Origin of the sequence: Cupriavidus gilardii, assembly GCF_008801915.1 — a bacterium.
Lineage (GTDB): Bacteria > Pseudomonadota > Gammaproteobacteria > Burkholderiales > Burkholderiaceae > Cupriavidus > Cupriavidus gilardii.
The window spans coordinates 34617-61020 of record NZ_VZOV01000010.1 but is presented as its reverse complement, the minus strand read 5'-3'; the positions used below and the strand labels follow the sequence as shown (position 1 = coordinate 61020).

Genomic DNA, 26404 nt, shown 5'->3' with positions numbered 1-26404 from the left:
AGAACCGAAATGCCCGCCTGGGACGATGATCTGACGCTGCCGTTCTTTGACGATGCGCATCGCACGCTGGCGCGTGAGCTCGACGCCTGGTGCGCGCGCTCGCTGTCGGCGCAGCCGCACGCCCCTGGCGCCGATGTCGACGCGGACTGCCGTGCGCTGGTGCGCCAGCTCGGCGAGGCCGGCTGGCTGCGCTACTGCGTGCCGCGCGCCTACGGCGGCGCGCTCGACCAGCTCGATTCACGCGCGCTGTGCCTGCTGCGCGAGACGCTGGCGCGCCACGATGGATTGGCCGACTTCGCCTTCGCGATGCAGGGACTGGGCTCGGGCGCGATCACGCTGGCGGGCGACGAGACGCTGCGCCAGCGCTATCTGCCGCGCGTGGCGCGCGGCGAGGCGATCGCGGCCTTCGCGCTGTCGGAGCCGGAGGCCGGTTCCGATGTCGCGGCGATGCAGTGCAGCGCGACGCTGGACGGCGATCACTACGTGCTCGACGGCGCCAAGACCTGGATCTCGAACGGCGGCATTGCCGACTTCTATTGCGTGTTCGCGCGCACCGGCGAAGCGCCTGGCGCGCGCGGCATCACGGCCTTCGTCGTCGATGCCGATACGCCGGGGCTGCAGATCGCCGAGCGCATCGACGTGATGGCGCCGCACCCGCTGGCGACGTTGCGCTTCGACGGCTGCCGCGTGCCCGTCGCGCAGCGGCTGGGCGAGCCGGGGCAGGGATTCAAGCTGGCGATGATGACGCTGGACATCTTCCGCGCCTCGGTCGCGGCGGCCGCGCTGGGCTTCGGCCGCGCGGCGCTCGATGAAGCGATCGGGCGGGCCACCGCGCGCCCGATGTTCGGCGGCAAGCTGGCCGACCTGCAACTGACGCAGGCCGCGCTCGGCGAGATGGCGACCGCGCTCGACGCGGCCGCGCTGCTGACCTGGCGTGCGGCGTGGCTCCGCGATACCGGCGCGGGCCGCAGTCAGGGCGGCACCCAAGGCGGCGCTCCGGTCCGCACGACCCGCGAGGCCGCGATGGCCAAGATGACCGCCACCGAGAACGCCCAGATGGTGATCGATCGCGCGGTGCAGCTGTTCGGCGGACTTGGCGTGCGTATCGGCAGCCGGGTCGAGAGCCTGTACCGTGAGATCCGCTCGCTGCGCATCTACGAGGGCGCCACCGAAGTGCAGAAGCTGATCGTCGCGCGCGAAACGCTGGCCGCGCGGCAACCGCGGTCCTGACCGCGCGCTCCACAGAACGAGCGCCGCCCATCAAGGAGACAGCCATGGCGAGCACAGCCCATCTCGATACCTTTGCCCAGGACCGCCTGCCGCCGCGCGAGGCCTGGCCGCAGTTCCTGTTCAACGACGACACCCGCTATCCCGAGCGGCTCAACGCCGCGGTGGAACTGGTCGATCGCCATGTGCGCGAGGGCCGCGGCGAACGCATCGCGATCCGCTATCCCGATGCCGGCGGCGCCGGTGGCTTTCGCACCGTCAGCTATGCCGAGCTGGCCGCGCTGACCAACCGCATCGCGCGCGTGCTGACCGAGGACATGGGACTGGTGCCCGGCAACCGCATCCTGCTGCGCGGGCCCAACAACCTGATGATGGCCGCGAGCCTGCTGGCGACGCTGAAGGCCGGCCTGATTGCGGTGCCGACGATGCCGCTGCTGCGCGCGCGCGAACTGAAGCAGGTGATCGATCGCGCCGAGGTGGGCGCCGCGCTGTGCGATGCGCGGCTGCGCGAGGAGCTGGACGCGAACATGCGCGAGGGCGGCGAGTTCCACTGTCCGACGATGCGGCAGGTGCTGTGCTTCAACGGCAGCGGGCCGGGCTCGCTGGAGGCGGCGCTGCAGGGCAAGCCCGACGATTTCGCCGCCTGCGATACCGCGAGCGACGACATCTGCCTGATCGCCTTTACCAGCGGCACCACCGGCCAGCCCAAGGGCACCGTGCATTTCCATCGCGACGTGCTGGCGATGTGCGATCTGTTCCCGCGGCACGTGCTGCGGCCCACGGCCGACGACGTGTTCTGCGGCACGCCGCCGCTGGCCTTCACCTTCGGCCTCGGCGGGCTGCTGTGCTTTCCGCTGCGAATCGGCGCGTCGACCGTGCTCGCCGAGAAGCTGACGCCGGACACGCTGCTGGCGCTGATCCAGGACGCGCGCGCGACCATCGTCTTCACCGCGCCGACCTTCTATCGCCAGATGGCCGCGGCGGCCGAGCGCTACGACCTGTCGAGCCTGAAGAAGAGCGTGTCGGCCGGGGAGGCGTTGCCCGACGCCACGCGCCAGAGCTGGAAGGCCGCGACCGGCATCGAGATGATCGACGGCATCGGCGGCACCGAGATGATGCATATCTTCATCTCGAGCGCCGGCGACGAGGTGCGGCCCGGCGCGATCGGCAAGGTGGTGCCCGGCTATGTCGCGCGCATCGTCGACGAGAACATGCAGACGCTGCCGCCCGGCGTGCCCGGCAAGCTGGCGGTGCAGGGCCCGACCGGCTGCCGTTATCTGGACGATCCGCGCCAGGCCAACTATGTGCGCGACGGCTGGAACCTGCCCGGCGACACCTTCGTGATGGACGCCGACGGCTACTACTTCTATCAGGCCCGCTCGGACGACATGATCGTCTCGGCCGGCTACAACATCGCCGGCCCCGAAGTCGAGGCCGCGCTGATGCAGCACGAAGCGGTGGCCGAGTGCGGCGTGGTCGGCGCGCCCGACGATGGGCGCGGGCAGGTGGTGGCGGCCTATGTGGTGCTGCGTCCGGGCTTTCACGGCGACGATGCGATGCGCGTGACGCTGCAGGAGTACGTCAAGCGGCAGATCGCCCCGTACAAGTATCCCCGCCGCATCCACTTCGTCGACGCGCTGCCGCGCACCGAAACCGGCAAGCTGCAGCGCTTCCGGCTGCGGCAGATGGCCGAGCAGAACGGGACACCGGCGTCATGACGGCACCGAGCTTCCGCAACACCGTGCGGGTGCGCTTCAAGGACTGCGATGCCGCCGGCATCGTGTTCTTTCCCCGCTATTTCGAGATGCTGAACGATCTGGTCGAGGACTGGTTTCGCGAGGCGCTCGACTGGCCGTTCGAGCGCATGCACGGCGCCGACCGGGCCGGCGTGCCGACCGCGGACCTGCAATGCCGCTTTGTCGCGCCGAGCCGGATGGGCGAGGTGCTGACGCGCGAGCTGGCAGTGACGCGGCTGGGCAGCTCCAGCTGCACGTTGCGGGTGCGCTTTCTCGGCGCGCAGCACGACGGACGGGCGGACCTGCGTGTCGAGTTCAGCCAGCGCCTGGTCTGCGTCGATACCGCACGCATGGCGCCGCGACCGTTTCCTGCGCCGGTGCGCGAGGCGATGGCCCGCTTTGTCGACGAGATCGGCAACGAAGCGCCTGCTGCCCCATCGGCCGCCTCGGCCGCCTCGCCCTCTCCTTCATCGAATTCCTGACGAGTCCAAGCTATGAACGATATCGTGGCGCCCACCGCCGAATCCTCGACCACCGCGAACACTGCCGCCGCTGCGCAGCGGGGCCAGCCGATGGCCGTGCTGCAGCCCCCGGGCTGGGCCGCGCCGCGCGGCTATGCCAACGGCATCCTGACCGAATTCCAGGCCGGCAGCCGGCTGATCTTCGTCGGCGGCCAGATCGGCTGGAACGGCCAGTGCGAGTTCGAAAGCGACGACTTCGCGGAGCAGACCGCCCAGGCGCTGCGCAATGTGATCGCGGTGCTGGAGCAGGGCGGGGCCCGCGCCGAGCATATCGCGCGGATGACCTGGTATGTGAAGGACAAGGCGGAATACGTCGCTGCCTATCCCGCGATCGGCAAGCACTACCGCGAGATCATCGGCCGCCATTTCCCGGCGATGACCGCGGTCGAGGTCGCGGATCTGATCGAACCGCGCGCGCGGGTCGAGATCGAAGTGACGGCGGTGGTGCCGCCGGCGGCATAAGGACAAGCTCGCGGGTGTTCTCCCTGCCGCTTGCGGGAGGGGGACGAGCATAGGGACGGGCAGAGGGAACTGGGCGGTCGCGGCGACCGCAAAGTCTCGCAGAGCCAACGCTGCGCCCTCTGCCCCGACCTCTTCCCGACCGCTTCCCCGACCTCTCTCCCGCATGCGAGAGAGGGTGGTAGTCCGAGGGCAAATGGCAAGGACCTGGCATACGCAAGTCCTTGAAAACTTGAGAAATTGGCCGGCGTGAGATAGAATCCGAAAGTTTCGCTTTCAGAACCCTTCACCCTAGCGCCAACCGCATTCCACCTTCCGCCGCCCTGACCGCTGCCCTGCGGATTCGCCCCGGAGCGCCGTGCCGATCGCCGTCGACACCCTCTGCGCACCGATGCCGAATCCCGCGCAGCCCGGCCCGACCGCCCCGGCTCGCTGCCGGCGCGCTCGCCGTCAGATTCGGGGCACGAGGCGTCGAGAGAGGTCGGTCACGGGGTGAATCCAGCAGGAGCCTACCCGTGTTACCGTCTTTTCCGCCCGCCATCCTTGCGCTAGCAGACGGCACGGTCTTTCGTGGCTATTCCATCGGCGCCTCCGGCCATACCATCGGCGAAGTGGTGTTCAACACCGCGCTGACCGGTTACCAGGAAATCCTCACCGACCCGAGCTATTCGCGGCAGATCGTCACGCTGACGTACCCGCATATCGGCAATGTCGGCGTCAATTCCGAGGATGTCGAAGCCACCAAAGTCCATGCCGCCGGCCTGATCATCAAGGATCTGCCGCTGCTCGCCTCGAACTTCCGCAAGCAGCACACGCTGCCGCACTACCTGAAGCAGGAGAAGGTGCCCGCGATCGCCGGCATCGACACCCGCAAGCTGACCCGCATCCTGCGCGAGAAGGGCGCGCAGAACGGCTGCATCCTGGCCGGCGAGGACAACGCGCAGAAGGCCATCGACCTGGCGCGCTCGTTCCCGGGCCTGGCCGGCATGGACCTGGCCAAGGTCGTGTCGGTCAAGGAACCGTACGAGTGGAACCAGACCGAGTGGGCGCTCGAGCGCGGCTACGGCAAGCTGGAGAACCCGCGCTTCCACGTGGTCGCGTTCGACTACGGCGTCAAGTTCAACATCCTGCGCATGCTGGCCCAGCGCGGCTGCCGCATCACGGTGCTGCCGGCCCAGTCGAGCGCCGCCGACGCGCTGGCCTACAAGCCGGACGGCATCTTCCTGGCCAACGGCCCGGGCGACCCCGAGCCGTGCGACTACGCGATCCGTGCCACGCAGGAATTCCTGCAGCGCGGCATCCCGACCTTCGGCATCTGCCTGGGCCACCAGATCATGGGCCTGGCCGTCGGTGCGAAGACGGTCAAGATGCCGACCGGCCACCACGGCGCCAACCATCCGGTCAAGGACCTGGATGACGGCCGCGTGGTGATCACCTCGCAGAACCACGGCTTTGCGGTCGACGCCGCAACGCTGCCGGCCAACGCGCGCGTGACCCACGTCTCGCTGTTCGACGGCACGTTGCAGGGCTTCGCGCTGAACGACAAGCCGGCCTTCTGCTTCCAGGGACACCCGGAAGCGTCGCCCGGCCCGCACGACGTGGCCTATCTGTTCGACCGCTTCACCAGGCTGATGGAGGAGGCCCGCCAGTAGGGCGGACCTCGACATCGAGAGCGGAACGAGACGACACAGGATCGCGACCATGAACGCCCTGATGCACGCTACCTTCGGCATTACCGACTTCTGGACCTATCTGCTGGGCACGATCTTCATCGTGCTGCTGCCGGGGCCGAATTCGATGTACGTGCTGTCGGTCGCCGCGCAGCGCGGCGTGCGTGCCGGCTATCGCGGCGCCTGCGGCGTGTTCCTCGGCGACGCGATCCTGATGGTGCTGTCGGCCGCCGGCGTGGCCTCGCTGCTCAAGGCCAGCCCCGGGCTGTTCTACGTGATCAAGTACATCGGTGCCGCCTATCTGGCGTGGATCGGCTTGCAGATGCTGCGCGGCGCGCTGCGCAACTGGAGCGGCCACGGCAAGGGCGGGAAAGGCGCCGAGGCCGCGGGGCAGGGCGAGGGCGCGGGACAGGCGCAGGTCGCCGACCCCGCCAACCCGTTCCGCAAGGCGCTGCTGATCAGCCTGCTGAACCCCAAGGCCATCCTGTTCTTCGTCTCGTTCTTCATCCAGTTCGTCGATCCGCAGTTCGCCTATCCGGTGCTGTCGTTCGGCGTGCTGGGGCTGATCTGCCAGGCCTGCAGCTTCGCCTACCTGACCGCCATCATCTTCGTCGGCGCGAAGCTGGCCGATGCCTTCCGCCGCCGGCGCAGGCTGTCGGCCGGCATGGCGAGCGGCGTGGGCGCGATGTTTATCGGCTTCGGCGCCAAGCTGGCGACGGCCACCCTGAACTGAATATTGATATCCGGCGCGGTGCGCCTGCTCGCGAGCGAGCGCGGACCGGCCGACAAAGTGAGCGTGCAATGCCAAAACGCACAGACATCCAGAGCATCCTGATCATCGGCGCGGGCCCCATCATCATCGGCCAGGCCTGCGAGTTCGACTATTCCGGCGCGCAGGCGTGCAAGGCGCTGCGCGAGGAAGGGTTCAAGGTCATCCTGGTCAATTCGAATCCGGCGACCATCATGACCGACCCGAACACCGCCGATGTGACCTACATCGAGCCCATCACCTGGGAAGTGGTCGAGCGCATCATCGCCAAGGAGCGCCCCGATGCGATCCTGCCGACCATGGGCGGCCAGACCGCGCTGAACTGCGCGCTGGACCTGCACCGCCACGGCGTGCTCGACAAGTACAAGGTCGAGCTGATCGGCGCCTCGCCCGAGGCGATCGACAAGGCCGAGGACCGCCAGAAGTTCAAGGACGCGATGACCAGGATCGGTCTCGGTTCGGCCAAGTCCGGCATCGCCCATTCGATGGAAGAGGCGCTCGCCGTGCAGTCGCAGATCGCACGCGAGACCGACACGAGCGGCTATCCGATCGTGATCCGCCCCTCGTTCACGCTGGGCGGGACCGGCGGCGGCATCGCCTACAACCGCGAGGAATTCGAAGAGATCTGCAAGCGCGGCCTGGACCTGTCGCCGACGCGCGAGCTGCTGATCGAGGAATCGCTGCTGGGCTGGAAAGAGTATGAGATGGAAGTGGTCCGCGACAAGAAGGACAACTGCATCATCGTCTGCTCGATCGAGAACCTGGACCCGATGGGCATCCACACCGGCGACTCGATCACCGTCGCGCCGGCCCAGACCCTGACCGACAAGGAATACCAGCTGCTGCGCAACGCCTCGCTGGCGGTGCTGCGCGAGATCGGCGTCGATACCGGCGGCTCCAACGTGCAGTTCTCGATCAATCCGAAGGACGGCCGGATGATCGTGATCGAGATGAACCCGCGCGTGTCGCGCTCGTCGGCGCTGGCGTCGAAGGCCACCGGCTTCCCGATCGCCAAGGTCGCCGCCAAGCTGGCGGTCGGCTACACGCTGGACGAACTGAAGAACGAGATCACCGGCGGCCAGACCCCGGCGTCGTTCGAACCGTCGATCGACTACGTGGTCACCAAGGTGCCGCGCTTCGCCTTCGAGAAATTCCCGCAGGCCGACAGCCACCTGACCACGCAGATGAAGTCGGTCGGCGAGGTGATGGCGATGGGCCGCACCTTCCAGGAGTCGTTCCAGAAGGCGCTGCGCGGCCTCGAGGTCGGCGTCGACGGGCTGGACGAAAAATCGACCGACCGCGACGAGATCGTCGAGGAGATCGGCGAGCCGGGTCCGGACCGGATCTGGTACGTCGGCGATGCGTTCCGCCTGGGCATGTCGCTCGAAGAGGTGTACGCCGAGACCGATATCGATCCGTGGTTCCTTGCCCAGATCGAGGACATCGTCAAGACCGAGGCCCAGGTCAAGGCCCGCACGCTGGGCAGCCTGTCGGCCGCCGAACTGCGCTATCTGAAGCAGAAGGGCTTCTCCGACCGCCGTCTGGCCCGGCTGATGAAGACCGACGCCAAGGCCGTGCGCGAAGCGCGCCTGGCCAACAACGTGCGTCCGGTCTACAAGCGCGTCGATACCTGCGCGGCCGAGTTCGCCACCAACACCGCCTACATGTACTCGACCTACGAGGCCGAGCATGGCGAGTGCGAGGCCAACCCGACCGACAAGCGCAAGATCATGGTGCTGGGCGGGGGCCCGAACCGGATCGGCCAGGGCATCGAGTTCGACTACTGCTGCGTGCACGCGGCGCTCGCGCTGCGCGAGGACGGCTACGAGACCATCATGGTCAACTGCAACCCGGAGACCGTGTCGACCGACTACGACACCTCCGACCGCCTGTACTTCGAGCCGCTGACGCTCGAGGACGTGCTCGAGATCGTCGACAAGGAAAAGCCGGTCGGCGTGATCGTGCAGTACGGCGGCCAGACCCCGCTGAAGCTGGCGCTGGATCTGGAGGCCAACGGCGTGCCCATCATCGGCACCAGCCCCGACATGATCGATGCGGCCGAGGACCGCGAGCGCTTCCAGAAGCTGCTGCAGGAGCTCGGCCTGCGCCAGCCGCCGAACCGCACCGCCCGCACCGAGGACGAGGCCCTGAAGCTGGCCGAAGAAATCGGCTACCCGCTGGTGGTGCGCCCGTCCTACGTGCTGGGCGGCCGTGCGATGGAGATCGTCCATGAGCCGCGCGACCTCGAGCGCTACATGCGCGAGGCGGTCAAGGTGTCGAACGACTCGCCGGTGCTGCTCGACCGCTTCCTCAACGATGCGATCGAGTGCGACGTCGATGCGCTGTGCGACGGCAAGCGCGTCTTCATCGGCGGCGTGATGGAGCATATCGAGCAGGCGGGCGTCCACTCCGGCGATTCGGCGTGCTCGCTGCCGCCGTATTCGCTGTCGCAGGCGACCGTCGACGAACTGAAGCGCCAGACCGCCGCGATGGCCAAGGCGCTGAACGTGGTCGGCCTGATGAACGTCCAGTTCGCGATCCAGCAGAAGGACGGCCAGGACATCGTCTACGTGCTCGAAGTGAATCCGCGCGCCTCGCGCACGGTGCCGTACGTGTCGAAGGCCACCGGCCTGTCGCTGGCGAAGATCGCCGCGCGCTGCATGGCCGGCCAGTCGCTGGACGAGCAGGGCATCGGCGCCGAGGTGGTGCCGCCGTACTACAGCGTCAAGGAAGCGGTGTTCCCGTTCAACAAGTTCCCTGGCGTCGATCCGGTGCTCGGACCCGAGATGCGTTCGACCGGCGAGGTGATGGGCGTGGGCAAGACCTTCGGCGAGGCCCTGTTCAAGAGCCAGCTGGCGGCCGGTTCGCGCCTGCCCGAGCGCGGCACCGTGCTGCTGACCGTCAAGGACAGCGACAAGCCGCACGCGGTCAGCGTCGCCCGCATGCTGCACGACATGGGCTATCCGCTGGTGGCGACCCGCGGCACCGCGTCGGCGATCGAAGCGGCCGGCATTCCGGTGCGCGTGGTCAACAAGGTCAAGGACGGCCGCCCGCATATCGTCGACATGCTGAAGAATGGCGAACTGGCGCTGGTGTTCACCACGGTCGACGAGACCCGTACCGCGATCGCCGATTCGCGCTCGATCCGGATCTCGGCGCTGGCCAACCGGGTGCCGTACTACACGACGATCGCCGGCGCCCGCGCCGCGGTCGAGGGCCTGAAGCAGATGCAGAACCTGGAGGTCTACGACCTGCAGGGCCTGCACGGCTCGCTGGCCTGATTCTGCGACGCTTCTCACGGCGCGGCGGCTTGCCTTCTCCCTTCGGGGAGGGGGCGCCCCTTGGCCCTGGTTGATGTGCTTCGGCGTCTTGACCTAAACTAACGGGAATTTCGGCGGACCCAAGTCATCAGGGGCGCCCGAAAGCTGAGCAATCAGAGCCTGGTCGTACAATCCAAGAACCACCCAAAAGCCGCGGTTGAGCGGAGGTGTGCCGGCAAGACCGCTGCGTACATCGCCCGCTGCGCTGCGGCTCATTTTTTTGCCTGACGAAGACATGAGCACCATTCCGATTACCAAGCGCGGCGCAGAACTCCTGAAAGCGGAGCTGCAACGCCTGAAGGCTGTCGAACGTCCCGCGGTGATCAATGCCATCGCCGAGGCGCGTGCGCAGGGCGATCTGTCGGAAAACGCGGAATACGACGCCGCCAAGGAAAAACAGGCCTTTATCGAGGGCCGCATCCTCGAGGTCGAAGCCAAGCTGTCGGCCGCGCAGATCATCGATCCGACCCAGCTCGATACCGACGGCCGCATCGTGTTCGGTGCCACCGTCGACCTGGAAGACCTGGAATCCGGCAAGTCGGTCCGCTATCAGATCGTCGGCGAGGACGAAGCCGATCTCGAAAGCGGCAAGATCTCGGTCAGCTCGCCGATCGCGCGGGCGCTGATCGGCAAGTTCGAGGGCGATGTCGCGACGGTGCTGGCCCCCGGCGGCGAGCGCGAGTACGAAGTCATCACCGTCCGTTACATCTGAGGCGGCGCGCGCCGTGGTGTCGCCGTCCTCCCCGCTGCCGGGCCCGGTGTCCGCCGGTCAGCCGCTGCTGCCGCACCGGCTGTTTCTGCTGCTGACCGTGATCTGGGCGGGCAGCCTCTGGACCATCGGCTATCTGGTCGCTCCCACGCTGTTCGCCGTGCTGCCGAGCCGCGAGATGGCCGGCATGCTGGCCGGACAGCTGTTCCGCACCGAGGCTGTGCTGGGCGTGGTGATCGGCGTGCTGCAGCTGGTGCTGTGCAACGTGATGATCCGGCGCGGCGCCACGCGCTACCGGGCGCTGCGCTGGCTGGTGCTCGGCATGCTGTGTTGCGTGCTGATCGGCTACTTCGGGCTGCAGCCGTTCATGGAGAGCCTGCGGCACAAGGCGCAGGCGATGGGGCTTGGGGTGTCGGAGTCGCCGTTCCGCGCGCGTTTCGGCATGCTGCACGGCGTCTCGAGCGCCTTCTATCTGCTGCAGAGCCTGCTGGCGCTGGTGCTGGTCTGGCGCCTGGCCGGCCGGCGGACGGTGGCGGAGGACTGAGGGAGGGCGACCCCCCAAGCGTCGTTTTTTTCTCCTCTCTCCCGCAAGCGGGAGAGGGAGTACAGCGCCGTGGGGCACAGGAGCCGCTCAACCCAGCGACTTCTTCTTCTGGCTGGCCTGGCGGGTCCGGGCGCGCTTGACGTTGCCGCCGGCGGTCACGCGCTCGTTGCCCAGCAGGCGGACCTCGTTGCGGGTCGGGCGGCCGCCCGGCTTGGCGGCGGGCTTGCGCACCGTGACGGTGCGCGGTGCTGCGCCGCGGCGGGCCGGTGCCATGCGGCCGAGGTCCTGCGGCTGGTTCTCCTTCAGCCGGGCCGGGCCCGGGCGCCAGACCACCAGCAGCTTGCCGATGTGCTGGATCGGGGCGGCGCCAAGTTCATCGCAAATGGCTTCGTAGATGGCGATGCGGGTGTCGCGCTCGTCGCCGAACACGCGGATCTTGATCAGATCGTGGGCCGCGAGGCTGCGGTCGATCTCGGCGAGGACGGCACGGGTCAGGCCCTCGGCGCCGATCATCACGACCGGGTTCAGGCCGTGGGCACGGGAGCGGAGTTCGGAGCGCTGGGCGGGATTCAATTGAAGGGCAGGCATAGTCAGGCAGGATAGGGGCGACGCCGGTAAAGGCGGCTGGAAAGGCGGCCGGAAAGCCGGCTGCAAACGCGGCCGGCAGGGCCTCTTACGTCGCAAGGGCGTCGCAACGGCGCGTATTATCCGTCAAACCGTCATGGTCTGGCGGCGAAATCACGAGAAATGGCCAAGAACAAGTTCAGGCAGTCGTGGCTGCACGACCATATCAACGACCCTTACGTCAAGCTGGCGCAGCGCGAAGGCTATCGCGCGCGCGCGGCCTACAAGCTCAAGGAGATCGACGAGCAGGACAAGCTGGTCCAGCCGGGTCAGGTCATCGTCGACCTGGGCGCGGCGCCGGGCAGCTGGAGCCAGTATGTCCGCAACAAGCTGGCCGCCTCGCCGCGCGCGCGGGAAGGCCATATCGACGGAGCGGTGGTCGCGATCGACCTGCTGCCGATGGAGCCGGTCGCCGACGTGACCTTCATCCAGGGCGACTTCCGCGACGAGGAGGTGTTCCGGCAGCTCGAGCAGATCGTGCTGGAGGCCTCCGGCGGCAACAAGATCGACCTTGTTTTGTCCGATATGGCCCCCAATTTGTCCGGTGTGGCCTCGGCCGATGCGGCGCGCATCGAATATCTGTGCGACCTGGCGCTCGAATTTGCCCAGGCCCATCTGAAACCCGACGGCGCGTTGCTGGTAAAGTGCTTCCACGGCAGCGGCTACAGCCAGATCGTCGAAAAGTTCAAGCGCCAGTTCAAGGTGGTGGCCAAGCGCAAGCCGAAGGCCTCGCGGGACAAGTCCTCCGAAACCTTCATTCTTGGACGCCACCTGAAGTCGCCGGGCTGAAGCCGTTGGGCCGTCCGGCACGGGCCCTGCCCAGGGCCCGGCCGGGCACCATTGGCGTCATTGCCGGTCTGACTGTCGTCCCTCAGTTGGCCGCTAGCGCTATCACTATTGGCCCGATAGGGACGCTTTTCGCCCCCCGGGGCGGCGCTGCATTACAATGCAATGCAGCTATCGTTGGCAAGGCAATCGCAAAGGAGTTCGGCCTTGAATAACAACCTGTTTCAAAAGGCGGCAATCTGGCTCGTGATCGCGCTGGTGTTGTTTACCGTCTTCAAGCAGTTCGACAAGCCCCGTGCGCAGGAAAGCGTCACCTATTCCCAGTTCATGGATGACGCCAAGAACGGCAAGGTGAGCCGCGTCGACGTACAGGGCCGGAACCTCGTGGTGACGCCCAAGGAAGGGCAGAAATACACCATCATCTCGCCGGGCGACATCTGGATGGTCGGCGACCTGATGAAATACGGCGTCCAGGTGACTGGCAAGGCCGATGACGAGCCGAATGTGCTGGTCCAGGCCCTGTACTACCTCGGACCGACCCTGCTGATCATCGTCTTCTGGTTCTACATGATGCGGCAGATGCAGGGTGGCGGCAAAGGCGGCGCCTTCTCGTTCGGCAAGTCGCGTGCGCGGCTGATCGACGAGAACCAGAACGCGGTCACCTTCCAGGACGTCGCCGGTTGCGACGAGGCCAAGGAAGAGGTGGTCGAGCTGGTCGACTTCCTGAAGGACCCGCAGAAGTTCCAGAAGCTGGGCGGGCGCATTCCGCGCGGCGTGCTGCTGGTCGGCCCTCCGGGTACCGGCAAGACGCTGCTGGCGCGCGCGATCGCCGGCGAGGCCAAGGTGCCGTTCTTCAGCATCTCCGGTTCGGACTTCGTCGAAATGTTCGTCGGCGTCGGCGCGGCCCGCGTGCGCGACATGTTCGAGAACGCCAAGAAGCAGGCCCCCTGCATCGTGTTCATCGATGAAATCGACGCGGTCGGCCGCCATCGCGGCGCCGGCATGGGCGGCGGCAACGACGAGCGCGAGCAGACGCTGAACCAGATGCTGGTCGAGATGGACGGCTTCGAGGCCAACTCGGGCGTGATCGTGATCGCCGCGACCAACCGTGCCGACGTCCTGGACAAGGCGCTGCTGCGTCCGGGCCGTTTCGACCGCCAGGTCTTCGTCGGCCTGCCGGACATCCGCGGCCGCGAGCAGATCCTGAAGGTCCATATGCGCAAGGTGCCGATCGGCAACGATGTCGACGCGTCGGTGATCGCGCGCGGCACGCCGGGCTTCTCCGGTGCCGACCTGGCCAACCTGGTCAACGAGGCCGCGCTGTTCGCCGCCCGCCGCAACAAGCGCGTGGTCGACATGCAGGACTTCGAGGACGCGAAGGACAAGATCTACATGGGTCCGGAGCGCAAGTCGACGGTGATGCGCGAAGAGGAACGCAAGGCGACCGCGTACCACGAGTCGGGCCATGCGGTGGTGGCCAAGCTGCTGCCCAAGGCCGACCCGGTGCACAAGGTCACCATCATGCCGCGTGGCTGGGCGCTGGGCGTGACCTGGCAGCTGCCGGAGCACGACAAGTACTCGAAGTACAAGGACAACATGCTGGACGAGATCGCCATTCTGTTCGGCGGTCGCGCCGCGGAAGAGGTGTTCCTCAATGCGATGAGCACCGGCGCGTCCAACGACTTCGAACGCGCCACCAAGATCGCGCGCGACATGGTGACCCGCTTCGGCATGAGCGACACGCTGGGTACGATGGTCTATGTCGACACGGAGCAGGAAGGCCTGTTCGGCAAGATGTCGTCCAAGTCGGTGTCGGAAGTCACGCAGCAGAAGGTCGACGGCGAGATCCGCCGCATCCTCGACGAGCAGTATGCGCTGGCCAAGCGCCTGCTCGAAGAGAATCGCGACAAGGTCGAGGCGATGACCGCGGCGCTGATGGAATGGGAAACCATCGATGCCGACCAGGTCAACGACATCATGGCCGGCAAGCCGCCGCGTCCTCCGCGCGGCATGCCGGGTGCCAGCGGTGGCGGCACGCCGCCGTCGGGCGGCTCGCCGGTGACGCCGTCGAACGCGCCGGCCGCGGCCTGATCCGAGACCGTCCGCCCAGAGGATGATGGCTGCGCTGCGCTTGGCGCGCTGAGCCTCGCAAAGCCGGTGCCCCAGGGCACCGGCTTTTTTCGTCCCGGCTTCCCCCGTTACCGGCCTCGTCCTTCGTCTTACTTCCCCGTTTATTCAGGACCGCAACTTGTCGACCTCGTATTTCCAGTGCGGGCGCTATCGCTTTGCACGCGACCGCCGCCCGCTGGTCATGGGCATCCTCAACGTGACGCCCGACTCGTTTTCCGATGGCGGCCAGCATGCGAGCCGCGACGCGGCGCTGCGGCATGCCGAGCAGATGATCGCCGAGGGCGTCGACATCATCGACATCGGCGGCGAATCGAGCCGGCCCGGCTCGGCGTCGCTGCCGCTGGAGCAGGAGCTGGCGCGCGTGCTGCCCATCGTCGAAGCGCTGCGCGACTGCGGCAAGCCGCTGTCGATCGATACCTACAAGCCCGAGACGATGCGCGCGGCGCTGGCGGCCGGCGCCGACCTGATCAATGACATCTGGGGCCTGCGCATGCCGGGCGCGCTCGAGGCCGTCGCGGCCGCCCAGGCGGGCCAGGGCGCCCAACCCGGCCTGTGCGTGATGCACATGCAGCGCGATCCCCAGACGATGCAGGAGGCCCCGCACTACGACGACGTGGTCGGCGAGGTCCGCGACTTCCTGCAGCAGCGCGTCGATGCGTTGCGCGCGGCCGGCGTCGACGACAGCCGCATCGTGCTCGATCCGGGCTTTGGCTTCGGCAAGACCGCGGATCATAATCTGCGCCTGCTCGGCGAGCTGCCGCAGCTGGCCGTCGACGGATTGCCGCTGCTGGCCGGGCTGTCGCGCAAATCGACGCTCGGCGCCATTCTGGGCGGACGGCCGCCGCAGCAGCGCGTCGCGGCCAGCATCGCCGCCGCTGTGTGCGCGGCCGAACGCGGCGCCTATATCGTGCGCGTGCACGATGTGCAGGCATCGGTCGACGCGATCAAGACTTGGTGGGCCGTGCGGCAGCAACGCGTCGACGCCGCGGCCTGACGCCCGTCACGGCCATCCCCGGCGACCATCTACAACCAATCGCAGCGCAAACAATTCGAACCCGAATCAGAACAGGGAGAACGATCGGATGACACGTAAATACTTCGGCACCGATGGCGTGCGCGGCAGGGTCGGCGAGGCGCCGATCACGCCGGATTTCGTGATGCGGCTGGGCTATGCGGCGGGGCGCGTGCTGGCGCTCGGCCAGCCGAGCACGCAAGGCAAGCCCACGGTGCTGATCGGCAAGGACACGCGGATCTCCGGCTATATGCTGGAAGCCGCGCTCGAAGCGGGCTTTACCGCGGCCGGTGTCCATGTGCTGCTGACCGGCCCGCTGCCGACGCCGGGTGTCGCCTATCTGACCCGCGCGCTGCGGCTGGCCGCCGGCGTGGTGATCTCGGCCAGCCACAATCCGTACCACGACAACGGCATCAAGTTCTTCTCGGCCACCGGCGACAAGCTGCCGGACGACGTCGAACTGGCGATCGAGGCCGAGCTCGAGGCGCCGATGCATTGCGTGCCGTCCGACCAGCTGGGGCGTGCGCGCCGGATCGACGACGCAGCCGGCCGCTACATCGAGTTCTGCAAGAGCACCTTCCCATACGACCGCGACCTGCACGGCCTGAAGCTGGTCGTCGACTGCGCGCATGGCGCGGCGTACCACATCGCTCCGCACGTGTTCCACGAGCTGGGTGCCGACGTGGTGTCGATCGGCAACCAGCCCAATGGCCGCAACATCAACGACGGCTACGGCGCCACCGCGCCGGACAAGCTGGTCGAGGCGGTCAAGGCGCACGGCGCCGACCTCGGCCTGGCCTTCGATGGCGATGCCGACCGGCTGCAGGTGGTCGATGCCGACGGCCGGCTCTACAACGGTGACGAGCTGCTCTATGCGATCGTGCAGGACCGCATCGCCTGTGGACAAAGCGTCCCAGGCGTGGTCGGCACGCTGATGACCAATATGGCGGTCGAGCTGGCGCTGCAACGCCAGGGCGTCGAATTCGTGCGGGCCAAGGTCGGCGACCGCTACGTGCTCGAGGAACTGGGCAAGCGCGGCTGGACGCTGGGCGGCGAGGGTTCGGGCCATTTGCTATGCCTGGATCGCCACTCTACCGGCGACGGCATCGTGTCGGCGCTGCAGGTGCTGGCGGCGCTGCGCCGCAGCGGCAAGACCCTGGCGCAGCTGCTCGACGGTGTCTCGCTGTTCCCGCAGACGCTGATCAATGTGCGGGTGCAGAAGGGCTTCGACTGGCAAAGCCATGCCGGCCTGCAAGCGGCTCGCGCCGAGATCGAGCCGGCGCTGGCCGGCAAGGGGCGCGTGCTGATCCGTGCTTCCGGTACCGAGCCGGTGGTGCGGGTGATGGTCGAGGCCGAACAGGCCGAGACCGCCGAGCAGGCGGCCCGCAGGCTGGCCGACGCGCTGGCGACCTGATCCAGCACAAGGCGCCAGCCTGCCGTGAACGCCCGGCCCCGGCCGGGCGTTTTCCTTTGTCGGACCGCAGCCGAGGGCCGATCGGTGCCTTCCATGCCTGCTCGAGTGCGTGCGGAAATGTCCGCTTAAATGTCTCTTCAGAGAAATTTTCGCGATGTCACGGAACTGTCATAGTGGCCGCATAAAGTTCGGGATGTCAAAAAACTGACATTCCCAACCATGTTCTCTGGAGGACATATGAAGCTGGTCAAGACTGCCGTTGCGGGCATCGTATCGATGGTGGTAGCAGGCTCCGCATTCGCGGCAGAAATTACCGGTGCAGGCGCTTCCTTTCCGGCGCCCGTCTATTCCAAGTGGGCCGACGCATACCAAAAAGCCACGGGTAACAAGGTCAACTATCAATCGATCGGATCGTCGGGCGGCATCAAGCAGATCAACGCCAAGACGGTCGATTTCGGCGCTTCGGACGCCCCGCTGAAGGACGAGGAGCTGGCCAAGCAAGGTCTGGTGCAGTTCCCGACCGTGATCGGCGGCGTGGTGCCGGTGATCAATCTGCAAGGCATCAAGCCGGGCGACCTGACCATCACGGGCGAAGTGCTGGCGGACATCTACCTGGGCAAGATCAAGAAGTGGGACGATCCGGCCATCAAGGCGCTGAACCCGAACGCCAAGCTGCCGAGCCAGGACATCCTGCCGGTGCGCCGCGCCGACGGCTCGGGCACCACGTTCATCTTCACCAACTACCTGTCGAAGGTCAGCGCCGACTGGAAGAGCTCGGTGGGCGAGGGCACCACGGTCAACTGGCCGGGTGGCGGCACGGGCGGCAAGGGCAATGAAGGCGTGGCCGCCTTCGTGCAGCGTCTGAACGGCGCGATCGGCTATGTCGAGTACGCCTACGCCAAGCAGAACAAGATGACGCACGTGAAGATGAAGAACGCCGCCGGTGCGGTGGTCTCGCCGAGCGATGACGCGTTCAAGGCCGCTGCGGCCGGCGCCGACTGGAGCAAGTCGTACTACCAGATCCTGACCAACCAGCAGGGCAAGGACGCCTGGCCGATCGCCGGCGCGACCTTCATCCTGGTGCACAAGAACCAGGAAAAGCCGGCGCAGGGCGCGGAAGTGCTGAAGTTCTTCGACTGGGCCTACAAGAGCGGCGCCAGCATGGCCAGCGAACTGGACTACGTGCCGATGCCCGAGTCGGTCGTCAACCAGATCCGCACGACCTGGAAGAACAGCATCAAGGACGCGTCGGGCAAGGGCCTGTACTGATCGACCTGTGGTGATCCGAAGGGAGGGCGTGCCGAGCGCGCTGCCCTCTCCCCCGGCCCCTCTCCCGCCTGCGGGAGAGGGGAGCAAAACCGAGTACTCCTGAACATGGCGACCACGTCCGATCTTTCCGCCGTACGCGCACCCGGCCGCACCGGTGACATCCTGTTCGGTGGCCTGACGCGCGGCGCCGCCATCATCACGCTGTTGCTGCTGGGCGGCATCATCGTCTCGCTCGCCATCAGCGCCTGGCCTTCGATCCAGGCCTTCGGCCTCAAATTCCTGTGGACCGCGGAGTGGGATCCCCCCGCGGACATCTATGGCGCGCTGGTGCCGATCTACGGCACCATCGTGACCTCGCTGATCGCGCTGATCATCGCGGTGCCGGTCAGCTTCGGCATCGCGCTGTTCCTGACCGAACTGTCTCCGGCATGGCTGCGCCGCCCGCTGGGCACCGCGATCGAGTTGCTGGCCGCGGTGCCGTCGATCGTCTACGGCATGTGGGGCCTGCTGGTATTCGCACCGCTGTTCGGCGAGTACTTCCAGAAGCCGCTGGCCGCGACCGTCGGCCAGTTGCCGCTGATCGGGCCGCTGTTCCAGGGCGCGCCGCTGGGCATCGGCCTGCTGTGCGCGGGCGTGATCCTGGCGATCATGATCATTCCGTATATCGCCTCGGTGATGCGCGACGTGTTCGAGGTCACCCCGGTGCTGCTGAAGGAATCCGCCTACGGCGTGGGCTGCACCACCTGGGAGGTGATGTGGAACGTCGTGCTGCCCTATACCCGTGCCGGCGTGATCGGCGGCGTGATGCTCGGCCTGGGCCGCGCGCTGGGCGAGACCATGGCGGTCACCTTCGTGATCGGCAACACCAACCTGCTGGACAACGCCTCGCTGTTCTCGCCGGGCAACAGCATCACCTCGGCGCTGGCCAACGAGTTCGCGGAGGCCGGTCCGGGCCTGCATACCGCCGCGCTGATGGAGCTTGGCCTGATCCTGTTCTTCATCACCTTCGTGGTATTGGCGCTGTCCAAACTGCTGTTGCTGCGCCTGTCGCGCAATGAGGGCAAGAAATGAATTCGACCAGCCAAGCCACCATGTCGACCTCGTCGATCCCGGCGGTCCATGCCAATGCCAACGAGGTGCGCGAGCGCCTGCAGGCGCGGCGCAAGCGCATCAACGTCTACGCGCTGGCCGCCTCGCTGGCCGCGATGACCTTCGGCCTGTTCTGGCTCGCGTGGATCCTGTGGACGACGATCTCGCTGGGCATCGGCGGATTGTCGATCGACCTGTTCACGCAGATGACGCCGGCACCGAATACCGCCGGCGGCGGTCTCGCCAACGCGATCTTCGGCAGTTTCGTGATGGTGGGCCTGGCCACCGTGTTCGGCACGCCGCTGGGCATCCTGGCCGGCATCTACCTGGCCGAGTATGGCCAGAAGTCCCCGCTGGCCAGCTTCATCCGCTTCATCAACGACATCCTGCTGTCGGCGCCGTCGATCGTGATCGGCCTGTTCGTCTATGCGCTGGTGGTGGCCCGGATGGGGCATTTCTCGGCCTGGGCCGGCATCTGCTCGCTGGCGCTGCTGCAGATCCCGATCGTCGTGCGCACCACCGAGAACATGCTGAACCTGGTGCCCAACGCGCTGCGCGAGGCCGCCTTCGCGCTCGGCACGCCGAAATGGAAGATGGTGCTGTCGATCACGGTCAAGGCCTCGTACGCGGGCATCATCACCGGCGTGCTGCTGGCGGTGGCCCGGATCGCCGGCGAAACCGCGCCGCTGCTGTTCACCGCGCTGTCGAACCAGTTCTGGAGCACGGATCTGAACAAGCCGATGGCCAACCTGCCGGTGACGATCTTCCGCTTCGCGATGAGCCCGTTCACCGAATGGCAGCAGCTGGCATGGGCCGGCGTGTTCCTGATCACGATCGGCGTCCTGGCGCTGAACATCCTGGCGCGCGTGCTGTTCAAGAAGAGCCAGTGAACGCAACCGGCAGACAGCAAAACGAACCGCAAGCAGCACGCGAAACCACGAATCTACCTGCGAGACCCAGCATGACTTCGACCGTCATCGACATCCCCGACAGCGTCCGCGCCAAGATCGACGTGCGCAACCTGAACTTCTACTACGGACAGTTCCATGCGCTGAAGAACATCAACATGTCGATCCCGGACCGCAAGGTCACCGCCTTCATCGGTCCCTCGGGCTGCGGCAAATCGACCCTGCTGCGTACCCTGAACAAGATGTACGCGCTCTATCCCGAGCAGCGTGCCGAGGGCGAGATCAACATGGACGGCGAGAACCTGCTGACCAGCCGCAAGGACATCGCGCTGCTGCGCGCCAAGGTCGGCATGGTGTTCCAGAAGCCGACGCCGTTCCCGATGTCGATCTACGACAATATCGCCTTCGGCGTGCGGCTGTTCGAGAAGCTGTCGCGCTCGGAGATGGACGACCGCGTCGAGTGGGCGCTGTCGAAGGCCGCGCTGTGGAACGAGGCCAAGGACAAGCTGCACCAGTCGGGCTACAGCCTGTCCGGCGGCCAGCAGCAGCGGCTGTGCATCGCGCGCGGCATTGCGATCCGCCCGGAGGTGCTGCTGCTCGACGAGCCGTGCTCGGCGCTGGACCCGATCTCGACCGGCCGCATCGAGGAACTGATCGCGGAACTGAAGGACGAGTACACCGTGGTGATCGTGACCCATAATATGCAGCAGGCCGCGCGTTGCTCGGATTTCACCGCCTACATGTACCTGGGCGAGCTGATCGAGTTCGGCGAGACGGAGAAGATCTTCATCAAGCCGCACCGCAAGGAAACCGAGGACTACATCACCGGCCGTTTCGGCTGAGCAGCAAGGCAGCCCGTCCAAGCAACGCCCGCCGTGTCGCGCGAAGCGCCAGCATCCGCGGCCAGGAGAACATGATGACCGACAAGCACCTGTCGACCCAATTCGACGCCGACCTCAACGCGATCAATACCAAGCTGCTGCAGATGGGCGGCCTGGTCGAGGCGCAGATCGATACCGCGATGAAGGCGCTGGCCGAATTCGATGCCACGCTGGCCGAGCAGGTCATCGAGCGCGAGAACCAGATCAACGCGCTCGAGATCGAGATCGATGCCGACTGCGGCAATATCATCGCGCGCCGCCAGCCGACCGCGCGCGATCTGCGCCTGGTCATGGCCATCTCCAAGACCATCACGAACCTGGAGCGCGCCGGCGACGAGGCCGAGAAGATCGCCAAGCGTACCAAGCACATCATGGAAGAGACCGGCGCGCAAGGCATCAACTACGCCGAGGTCAAGCTGGCCGGCGATCTGGCGATCGCGCTGCTGCGCAAGTCGCTCGATGCCTTCGCGCGCCTTGATACGGTCGCGGCCGCGCGCATCGTCAAGGACGACAAGGCGATCGACGACGAATTCCGTGCCTTCGTGCGCAAGCTGATCACCTACATGATGGAAGACCCGCGCACGATCTCGGTCGCGCTGGACTTCCTGTTCATCGCCAAGGCCGTCGAGCGCATCGGCGACCATGCGAAGAACATTGCCGAATTCATCATCTACATCGTCAAGGGCACCGACGTTCGCCACACGTCGCGCGAGGACATGGAAAAGGAAGCGCTGAGCTGATCCAACCGGTCGAGCGACGCCGTGGTACCTGTCCGTTGTCTTGCTGCCCGGTGTGTACCTGCCCGTTTCGCTCGCCGTAGATCGCCCGCTGTACTACGTCATCTCGCTGTTCCATCTGCCAATACCTGAACCTGCCAGAGAGCGGAGACCTCATTCATGCCTAGCAGTATTCTGGTCGTCGAAGACGAACCGGCCATTGCCGAACTGATCGCCGTCAACCTGCAGCACGCCGGGCACTATCCGATCCGTGCCTACAACGCCGAGCAGGCGCTGTCGCTGATGAGCGATGTATTGCCCGATCTGGTGCTGCTCGACTGGATGCTGCCGGGCAAGTCCGGGGCGGTGTTCGCCAAGGAACTGCGCAACAACGAACGCACCAAGCAGATCCCGATCATCATGCTGACCGCGCGCAGCGAGGAGCAGGACAAGGTCATGGGGCTGGAGGCGGGTGCCGACGACTACGTGACCAAGCCGTTCTCGCCGAAGGAGCTGCTGGCGCGCATCAAGGCGGTGCTGCGCCGCCGCGCGCCGCAGCTGACCGACGACGTCGTGGCGATCAACGGCCTGCGGCTGGACCCGGCCACGCATCGCGTCACCGGCCAGGACGAATCCGGCCCGATCAAGCTGGAACTCGGCCCGACCGAATTCCGCCTGCTGCATTTCCTGATGACCCACCCGGAGCGCGTGCACAGCCGCTCGCAGCTGCTGGACCAGGTCTGGGGCGACCACGTTTTCGTGGAAGAGCGCACCGTCGACGTGCATATCAAGCGGCTGCGCGCGGCGCTGGCTCCCGGCGGCTACAGCGCGATGATCGAGACGGTCCGCGGCAGCGGCTACCGCCTGGCCCGGTCGCCGGGACAGTGAGCGGCCGGCCTCGCCAGGTTTGCCGCGGGATCCGCGGGCTGGGCGAGGCGGCGTCGCTTTCCGCGGTTTCGTGGCACACTGCGGCCCATCCCGCCTGCGGGGGCGGCCCTGACTGTCGCCTTCGCCGTACCCTGCCAGGCTGCCATCGCACGATCTCATGAATGTCATCTGGGCCCGATCCGCGGCCGTCCTGATCCTGCTGGCCATCGCCGCCGCGCTGCTGGCCGTCTTCGTCGGCGTCACCGCCGCGCTGGCGGTGACCACCGGCGCGCTGCTGGCGCTGCTGGTGTTCTACCTGTATCAGATCAACCGGCTGTGGAAGGTGCTGGACGCGCCTGCCTACGGCGAGATTCCGAGCGCGGTCGGGCTGTGGGGCGAGGTCTATTACCGCCTGCACCGTCTCGTCAAGCGCTGGCGCATGCAGGTGCTGCAGGTCGAGCAGCAGCACACGCGCTTCATCCAGGCCATCCAGGCCTCGCCCAACGGCGTGCTGATGCTGGACGACGCCGACCAGATCGAGTGGTGCAACGCCGTGGCCGAGCTGCACTTCGGCCTCAGCGCGCGGCGCGACGCGCGCCAGCGCATCACGCACCTGATCCGGCGCCCGGAGTTTGTGCAGTACCTGATGTTGCAACGTTTCGACGAACCCTTGCAGATGCGCGACATGGGCGAACACAAGCAGAGCGTGCTGGCGGTGCAGGTGCTGCCCTATGGCGACAATCGCAAGCTGGTGCTGACGCAGGACATCACCAAGCTCGAGAACACCGAGTCGATGCGGCGCGATTTCGTCGCCAATGTCTCGCATGAACTGAAGACGCCGCTGACGGTGCTGACGGGCTTTCTCGAGACCGTGCGCGATCTGCCGGTCTCGGACGAGGATCGCCGGCGCTATGTCGACATGATGATGACGCAGGCGATGCGCATGCAGCATATCGTCGAGGACCTGCTGGCGCTGGCCAAGCTCGAGAGCGATATGCAGCCGCCCAGCCAGGATCCGGTCGACATCGGCGCGCTGGTGCATCACCTGGTGCACGACGCGCAGGGGCTGTCGCAGGGCCGGCACGAGATCACCGCCGACATCGACCGGACGGTCGGCATCCGCGGCAGCGAAACCGAGCTGCTGTCGGCGCTGGGCAATCTGGTATCGAATGCGGTGCGCTACACGCCCGACGGCGGCCGCATCGGCATCGGCCTGTGCTACCGCGACGGCCATGCGGTGTTCTCGGTCAGCGATACGGGCCTGGGCATCGCCGCCGAGCACATTCCGCGGCTGACCGAGCGCTTCTATCGGGTCGACCGCAGCCGCTCGCGCGATACCGGCGGCACCGGCCTGGGGCTGGCGATCGTCAAGCACGTGCTGTCGCGCCACCATGCCGAACTGCGCATCAGCAGCGAGGTAGGCAAGGGCAGCGTGTTCCGCGTGGTGTTTCCGGTCGACCGCAGCATCCATCAGCCGGGCGCGCGGCACGCGGCGTAGGGGTAGGGCGCCCGGAGGTAGGGTGCCGAGAGGCAGGGCGCCGTCTTTCTCGCGGACGCGAGGCAGGCACCTTTGCCTTCGACGGAAAAGGCGCCGTCGCCCTCAGGCGAACATGCCCAGCAGCTCCATCTGGCTGATCCGCCGTTCCTTCCCCTTGCCCGTCTGCTGGACATAGCTGCCGTCCGGCTGCATGACCCACGCCGAACCGTTGTCGCGCAGATGCACGAGCAGCCCTTCCTGGATCACGCGCGTCTTCAGCGTCTTGTCCAGGATCGGGAAGGCGACCTCGACGCGGCGGAACAGATTGCGGTCCATCCAGTCGGCGCTCGACAGGTACAGCAGTTCGGTGCCGCCGGCGAGGAAGTAGTTGACCCGATGGTGCTCGAGGAAGCGGCCCACGATCGATCGCACCGTGATGTTCTCGGACAGGCCCGGCACGCCTGGCCGCAGCGCGCAGACGCCGCGCACGATCAGGTCGATCTGCACGCCGGCGCGCGAGGCCTTGTAGAGCTCCTCGATCACCGACGGCTCCAGCAGCGCGTTCATCTTGGCGATGATGCGCGCCGGCTTGCCGGCCCGCGCGTTGCGCGCCTCGGCACGGATATGCTCGACCAGGTTGCTCTGCATCGTGAACGGCGACTGCCACAGATGCTTGAGCTTGATCGAGCCGGCCGTGCCGGTCAGCAGCTGGAACACGTGGTGCACGTCCTCGCACACCTCCTCGTTGGCGGTCAGCAGCCCGAAGTCGGTGTACAGCCGCGCGGTGCGCGGATGGTAGTTGCCGGTGCCCAGATGCACGTAGCGGCGCAGCTTGGTCTGCTTGCTCTTCGGACCGGCCGGCTCGCGCCGTACGATCAGCAGCATCTTGGCGTGGCACTTGTGGCCGACCACGCCGTAGATCACGTGCGCGCCGGCCGATTCCAGGCGCTCGGCCCAGTTGATATTGGTTTCCTCGTCGAAGCGCGCCAGCAGCTCGAGCACGACGGTCACGTCCTTGCCGTTGCGCACCGCGGTCATCAGCGCTTCCATCACCAGCGAATCGTTGCCGGTGCGGTAGACGGTCTGCTTGATCGCCACCACGTCGGGATCGTTGGCCGCCAGCTGCAGCAGATCCAGCACCGAACTGAAGCTCTCGTACGGATGGTGCAGCAGCACGTCGCGCTGGCGGATCACGTCGAACATCGGCGTGCCGCCGCTGAACGCCTTGACTGCGGCCGGAACGTGCGGCGGATACTTGAGCGCGGGGCGGTCGACCATGTCGGGGATCGACATCAGCCGCACCAGGTTGACCGGGCCGCTGACGCGATACAGGTCCTGCTCGCCCAGCGCGAACTCGGTCAGCAGCCGCCGCGTCAGCGCCGGCGGCGTCTCGGCGGCGACCTCCAGCCGCACCGCATCGCCGTAGTGGCGCGTCGGCAGTTCGTCCTGCAGCGCCTCGCGCAGATCCGTAATCTCGTCTTCGGAGACGAACAGATCCGAATTGCGCGTGACGCGGAACTGGTAGCAGCCGTCGACCTCGATCGCCGGGAACAGCTCGTGCACGAAGCCCTGCATGAACGAGGACAGCAGCACGAAGCCGTACGGATAGCCCGACAGCGACTGCGGCATCTGCACGACGCGCGGCAGCGCGCGCGGCGCCTGCACGATCGCGAGATCGGCTTCGCGGCCGAACGCGTCCTTGCCCGACAGCTCGACGACGAAGTTCAGGCTCTTGTTGGAAACGCGGGGGAAGGGATGGGCGGGATCGAGCGCGATCGGCGTCAGCACCGGCCCGATCTCGCGCACGAAAAAGTCGCGTGCCCAGTCGCGCTGTGCGTCGTTCCACACCGTCGTCATATGGAAGAACACGCCCTCGCGCTCGAGCAGGGGGAATATCACGTCCTGCAGCATGGCATACTGCGCTGCAACGAGGCGCTGTGTCCGCTCGGTGATCGACTGGTAGGTCTGCTGGAACGACAGGCCGTCCGGGGTCAGGCCGGACGGGTTGTCGCGCATCTGCTCCTTCAGGCCGGCCATCCGGATCTCGAAGAATTCGTCGAGATTGCTCGACACGATGCAGATGAACTTGAGGCGCTCGAGCAGCGGTACCGACTGGTCCGCCGCCTGGGCCAACACACGGGAGTTGAATTCCAGGATGCCGAGTTCGCGATTGAGCAGCGTACCGGGCGGGGTCGTCGACATGGGCATGACCTTCTTTGGGCGATGCGGCGACTTTTCCATAGAATCGTGTCAACTTGATGACAACGTGATTTTGT

The 26404-nt window shown here is 66.7% G+C and carries 22 protein-coding genes; 20 read left to right on the top strand and 2 right to left on the bottom strand.

All coding sequences use genetic code 11. The features are described 5' to 3' along the window. Positions 1-9 precede the first annotated feature (9 nt). The 9 genes from F7Q96_RS13915 (at position 10) to F7Q96_RS13875 (ending at position 10955) form a co-directional block, all read left to right on the top strand. Complete coding sequence (locus tag F7Q96_RS13915) at positions 10-1230, top strand: acyl-CoA dehydrogenase family protein (protein ID WP_053822104.1); 1221 nt, start codon at positions 10-12, stop codon at positions 1228-1230. A 44-nt stretch (positions 1231-1274) separates the two neighbouring features. After that, a complete protein-coding gene (locus tag F7Q96_RS13910; RefSeq protein WP_053822103.1) occupies positions 1275-2945 on the top strand; it encodes an AMP-binding protein in 1671 nt (556 codons plus the stop codon). Further along, the gene (locus tag F7Q96_RS13905; protein WP_053822102.1) at positions 2942-3445 is read left to right on the top strand and encodes an acyl-CoA thioesterase; all 504 of its coding nucleotides are present in this window, start codon (positions 2942-2944) and stop codon (positions 3443-3445) included. The genes F7Q96_RS13910 and F7Q96_RS13905 overlap by 4 nt, the downstream gene beginning before the upstream one ends. Before the next feature lie 90 nt (positions 3446-3535). Further along, the gene (locus tag F7Q96_RS13900) at positions 3536-3946 is read left to right on the top strand and encodes a RidA family protein (protein WP_151022874.1); all 411 of its coding nucleotides are present in this window, start codon (positions 3536-3538) and stop codon (positions 3944-3946) included. Between the two features lie 512 nt (positions 3947-4458). Next, positions 4459-5595, top strand: coding sequence for a glutamine-hydrolyzing carbamoyl-phosphate synthase small subunit (carA, locus tag F7Q96_RS13895; protein WP_053822101.1), 1137 nt, complete (start codon positions 4459-4461; stop codon positions 5593-5595). A 49-nt stretch (positions 5596-5644) separates the two neighbouring features. Next, positions 5645-6346, top strand: a complete 702-nt coding sequence (gene leuE / locus F7Q96_RS13890) for a leucine efflux protein LeuE (RefSeq protein ID WP_053822100.1) — start codon at positions 5645-5647, stop codon at positions 6344-6346. Between the two features lie 68 nt (positions 6347-6414). Continuing rightward, a complete protein-coding gene (gene carB, locus F7Q96_RS13885) occupies positions 6415-9663 on the top strand; it encodes a carbamoyl-phosphate synthase large subunit (RefSeq protein ID WP_053822099.1) in 3249 nt (1082 codons plus the stop codon). Between the two features lie 274 nt (positions 9664-9937). Further along, entirely contained in the window at positions 9938-10414 is a 477-nt protein-coding gene (greA, locus tag F7Q96_RS13880) for a transcription elongation factor GreA (RefSeq protein ID WP_053822098.1), read from the top strand. A gap of 67 nt (positions 10415-10481) precedes the next feature. After that, positions 10482-10955 carry a DUF4149 domain-containing protein gene (locus F7Q96_RS13875; protein WP_053823137.1) on the top strand — a complete coding sequence of 158 codons (474 nt, stop codon included), beginning with the start codon at positions 10482-10484 and terminating at the stop codon, positions 10953-10955. 87 nt (positions 10956-11042) lie between these two features. On the opposite strand, the gene F7Q96_RS13870 is transcribed toward F7Q96_RS13875, so the two are convergent. Beyond that, positions 11043-11543: a YhbY family RNA-binding protein gene (locus tag F7Q96_RS13870; RefSeq protein ID WP_053822097.1), complete on the bottom strand. Its 501-nt coding sequence runs from the start codon at positions 11541-11543 to the stop codon at positions 11043-11045. A gap of 159 nt (positions 11544-11702) precedes the next feature. Here F7Q96_RS13870 and F7Q96_RS13865 point away from each other — a divergent pair, with 159 nt between their 5' ends. The 11 genes from F7Q96_RS13865 to phoR all read left to right on the top strand — a co-directional run bounded on the left by F7Q96_RS13865 (position 11703) and on the right by phoR (position 24149). After that, on the top strand, positions 11703-12368 hold the full coding sequence (locus F7Q96_RS13865; protein ID WP_053822096.1) for an RlmE family RNA methyltransferase: 666 nt from the start codon (positions 11703-11705) through the stop codon (positions 12366-12368). Between the two features lie 204 nt (positions 12369-12572). Beyond that, positions 12573-14456 carry an ATP-dependent zinc metalloprotease FtsH gene (gene ftsH / locus F7Q96_RS13860; RefSeq protein ID WP_006576612.1) on the top strand — a complete coding sequence of 628 codons (1884 nt, stop codon included), beginning with the start codon at positions 12573-12575 and terminating at the stop codon, positions 14454-14456. Between the two features lie 157 nt (positions 14457-14613). Beyond that, positions 14614-15489 carry a dihydropteroate synthase gene (gene folP / locus F7Q96_RS13855; RefSeq protein WP_082371498.1) on the top strand — a complete coding sequence of 292 codons (876 nt, stop codon included), beginning with the start codon at positions 14614-14616 and terminating at the stop codon, positions 15487-15489. Positions 15490-15577: 88 nt separating this feature from the next. Next, positions 15578-16921, top strand: a complete 1344-nt coding sequence (gene glmM, locus F7Q96_RS13850) for a phosphoglucosamine mutase (protein ID WP_151022849.1) — start codon at positions 15578-15580, stop codon at positions 16919-16921. Positions 16922-17158: 237 nt separating this feature from the next. Then, positions 17159-18190 (top strand): phosphate ABC transporter substrate-binding protein PstS, encoded by a 1032-nt coding sequence (gene pstS / locus F7Q96_RS13845; RefSeq protein ID WP_053822094.1) that lies wholly within the window; start codon positions 17159-17161, stop codon positions 18188-18190. A 105-nt stretch (positions 18191-18295) separates the two neighbouring features. Beyond that, positions 18296-19261 carry a phosphate ABC transporter permease PstC gene (pstC, locus tag F7Q96_RS13840; protein ID WP_053822093.1) on the top strand — a complete coding sequence of 322 codons (966 nt, stop codon included), beginning with the start codon at positions 18296-18298 and terminating at the stop codon, positions 19259-19261. Further along, the gene (gene pstA / locus F7Q96_RS13835) at positions 19258-20169 is read left to right on the top strand and encodes a phosphate ABC transporter permease PstA (protein WP_053822092.1); all 912 of its coding nucleotides are present in this window, start codon (positions 19258-19260) and stop codon (positions 20167-20169) included. Before pstC ends, pstA begins: the two co-directional genes overlap by 4 nt. Before the next feature lie 71 nt (positions 20170-20240). After that, positions 20241-21029, top strand: coding sequence for a phosphate ABC transporter ATP-binding protein PstB (pstB, locus tag F7Q96_RS13830; protein WP_006576607.1), 789 nt, complete (start codon positions 20241-20243; stop codon positions 21027-21029). Positions 21030-21103: 74 nt separating this feature from the next. Continuing rightward, positions 21104-21808: a phosphate signaling complex protein PhoU gene (phoU, locus tag F7Q96_RS13825; protein WP_053823135.1), complete on the top strand. Its 705-nt coding sequence runs from the start codon at positions 21104-21106 to the stop codon at positions 21806-21808. 156 nt (positions 21809-21964) lie between these two features. Beyond that, positions 21965-22672: a phosphate regulon transcriptional regulator PhoB gene (gene phoB / locus F7Q96_RS13820; RefSeq protein WP_006576605.1), complete on the top strand. Its 708-nt coding sequence runs from the start codon at positions 21965-21967 to the stop codon at positions 22670-22672. A 157-nt stretch (positions 22673-22829) separates the two neighbouring features. After that, complete coding sequence (gene phoR / locus F7Q96_RS13815; protein ID WP_053822091.1) at positions 22830-24149, top strand: phosphate regulon sensor histidine kinase PhoR; 1320 nt, start codon at positions 22830-22832, stop codon at positions 24147-24149. A gap of 102 nt (positions 24150-24251) precedes the next feature. Here the strand turns inward: phoR and ppk1 are convergent, their stop codons facing one another. Continuing rightward, positions 24252-26369 (bottom strand): polyphosphate kinase 1, encoded by a 2118-nt coding sequence (gene ppk1, locus F7Q96_RS13810; protein ID WP_151022847.1) that lies wholly within the window; start codon positions 26367-26369, stop codon positions 24252-24254. Between the last annotated feature and the right edge of the window lie 35 nt (positions 26370-26404).

Bases quoted from the DNA above. Each gene is read 5' to 3' on its own strand.
- pstC (WP_053822093.1), top strand. From the start codon at position 18,296: ATGGCGACCACGTCCGATCTTTCCGCCGTACGCGCACCCGGCCGCACC.
- carB (WP_053822099.1), top strand. From the start codon at position 6,415: ATGCCAAAACGCACAGACATCCAGAGCATCCTGATCATCGGCGCGGGC.
- phoB (WP_006576605.1), top strand. From the start codon at position 21,965: ATGCCTAGCAGTATTCTGGTCGTCGAAGACGAACCGGCCATTGCCGAA.
- F7Q96_RS13900 (WP_151022874.1), top strand. From the start codon at position 3,536: ATGGCCGTGCTGCAGCCCCCGGGCTGGGCCGCGCCGCGCGGCTATGCC.
- F7Q96_RS13915 (WP_053822104.1), top strand. From the start codon at position 10: ATGCCCGCCTGGGACGATGATCTGACGCTGCCGTTCTTTGACGATGCG.
- F7Q96_RS13910 (WP_053822103.1), top strand. From the start codon at position 1,275: ATGGCGAGCACAGCCCATCTCGATACCTTTGCCCAGGACCGCCTGCCG.
- pstB (WP_006576607.1), top strand. From the start codon at position 20,241: ATGACTTCGACCGTCATCGACATCCCCGACAGCGTCCGCGCCAAGATC.
- F7Q96_RS13865 (WP_053822096.1), top strand. From the start codon at position 11,703: ATGGCCAAGAACAAGTTCAGGCAGTCGTGGCTGCACGACCATATCAAC.
- greA (WP_053822098.1), top strand. From the start codon at position 9,938: ATGAGCACCATTCCGATTACCAAGCGCGGCGCAGAACTCCTGAAAGCG.
- pstA (WP_053822092.1), top strand. From the start codon at position 19,258: ATGAATTCGACCAGCCAAGCCACCATGTCGACCTCGTCGATCCCGGCG.
- phoR (WP_053822091.1), top strand. From the start codon at position 22,830: ATGAATGTCATCTGGGCCCGATCCGCGGCCGTCCTGATCCTGCTGGCC.
- ppk1 (WP_151022847.1), bottom strand. From the start codon at position 26,369: ATGGAAAAGTCGCCGCATCGCCCAAAGAAGGTCATGCCCATGTCGACG.
- F7Q96_RS13905 (WP_053822102.1), top strand. From the start codon at position 2,942: ATGACGGCACCGAGCTTCCGCAACACCGTGCGGGTGCGCTTCAAGGAC.
- F7Q96_RS13870 (WP_053822097.1), bottom strand. From the start codon at position 11,543: ATGCCTGCCCTTCAATTGAATCCCGCCCAGCGCTCCGAACTCCGCTCC.
- phoU (WP_053823135.1), top strand. From the start codon at position 21,104: ATGACCGACAAGCACCTGTCGACCCAATTCGACGCCGACCTCAACGCG.
- pstS (WP_053822094.1), top strand. From the start codon at position 17,159: ATGAAGCTGGTCAAGACTGCCGTTGCGGGCATCGTATCGATGGTGGTA.
- leuE (WP_053822100.1), top strand. From the start codon at position 5,645: ATGAACGCCCTGATGCACGCTACCTTCGGCATTACCGACTTCTGGACC.
- glmM (WP_151022849.1), top strand. From the start codon at position 15,578: ATGACACGTAAATACTTCGGCACCGATGGCGTGCGCGGCAGGGTCGGC.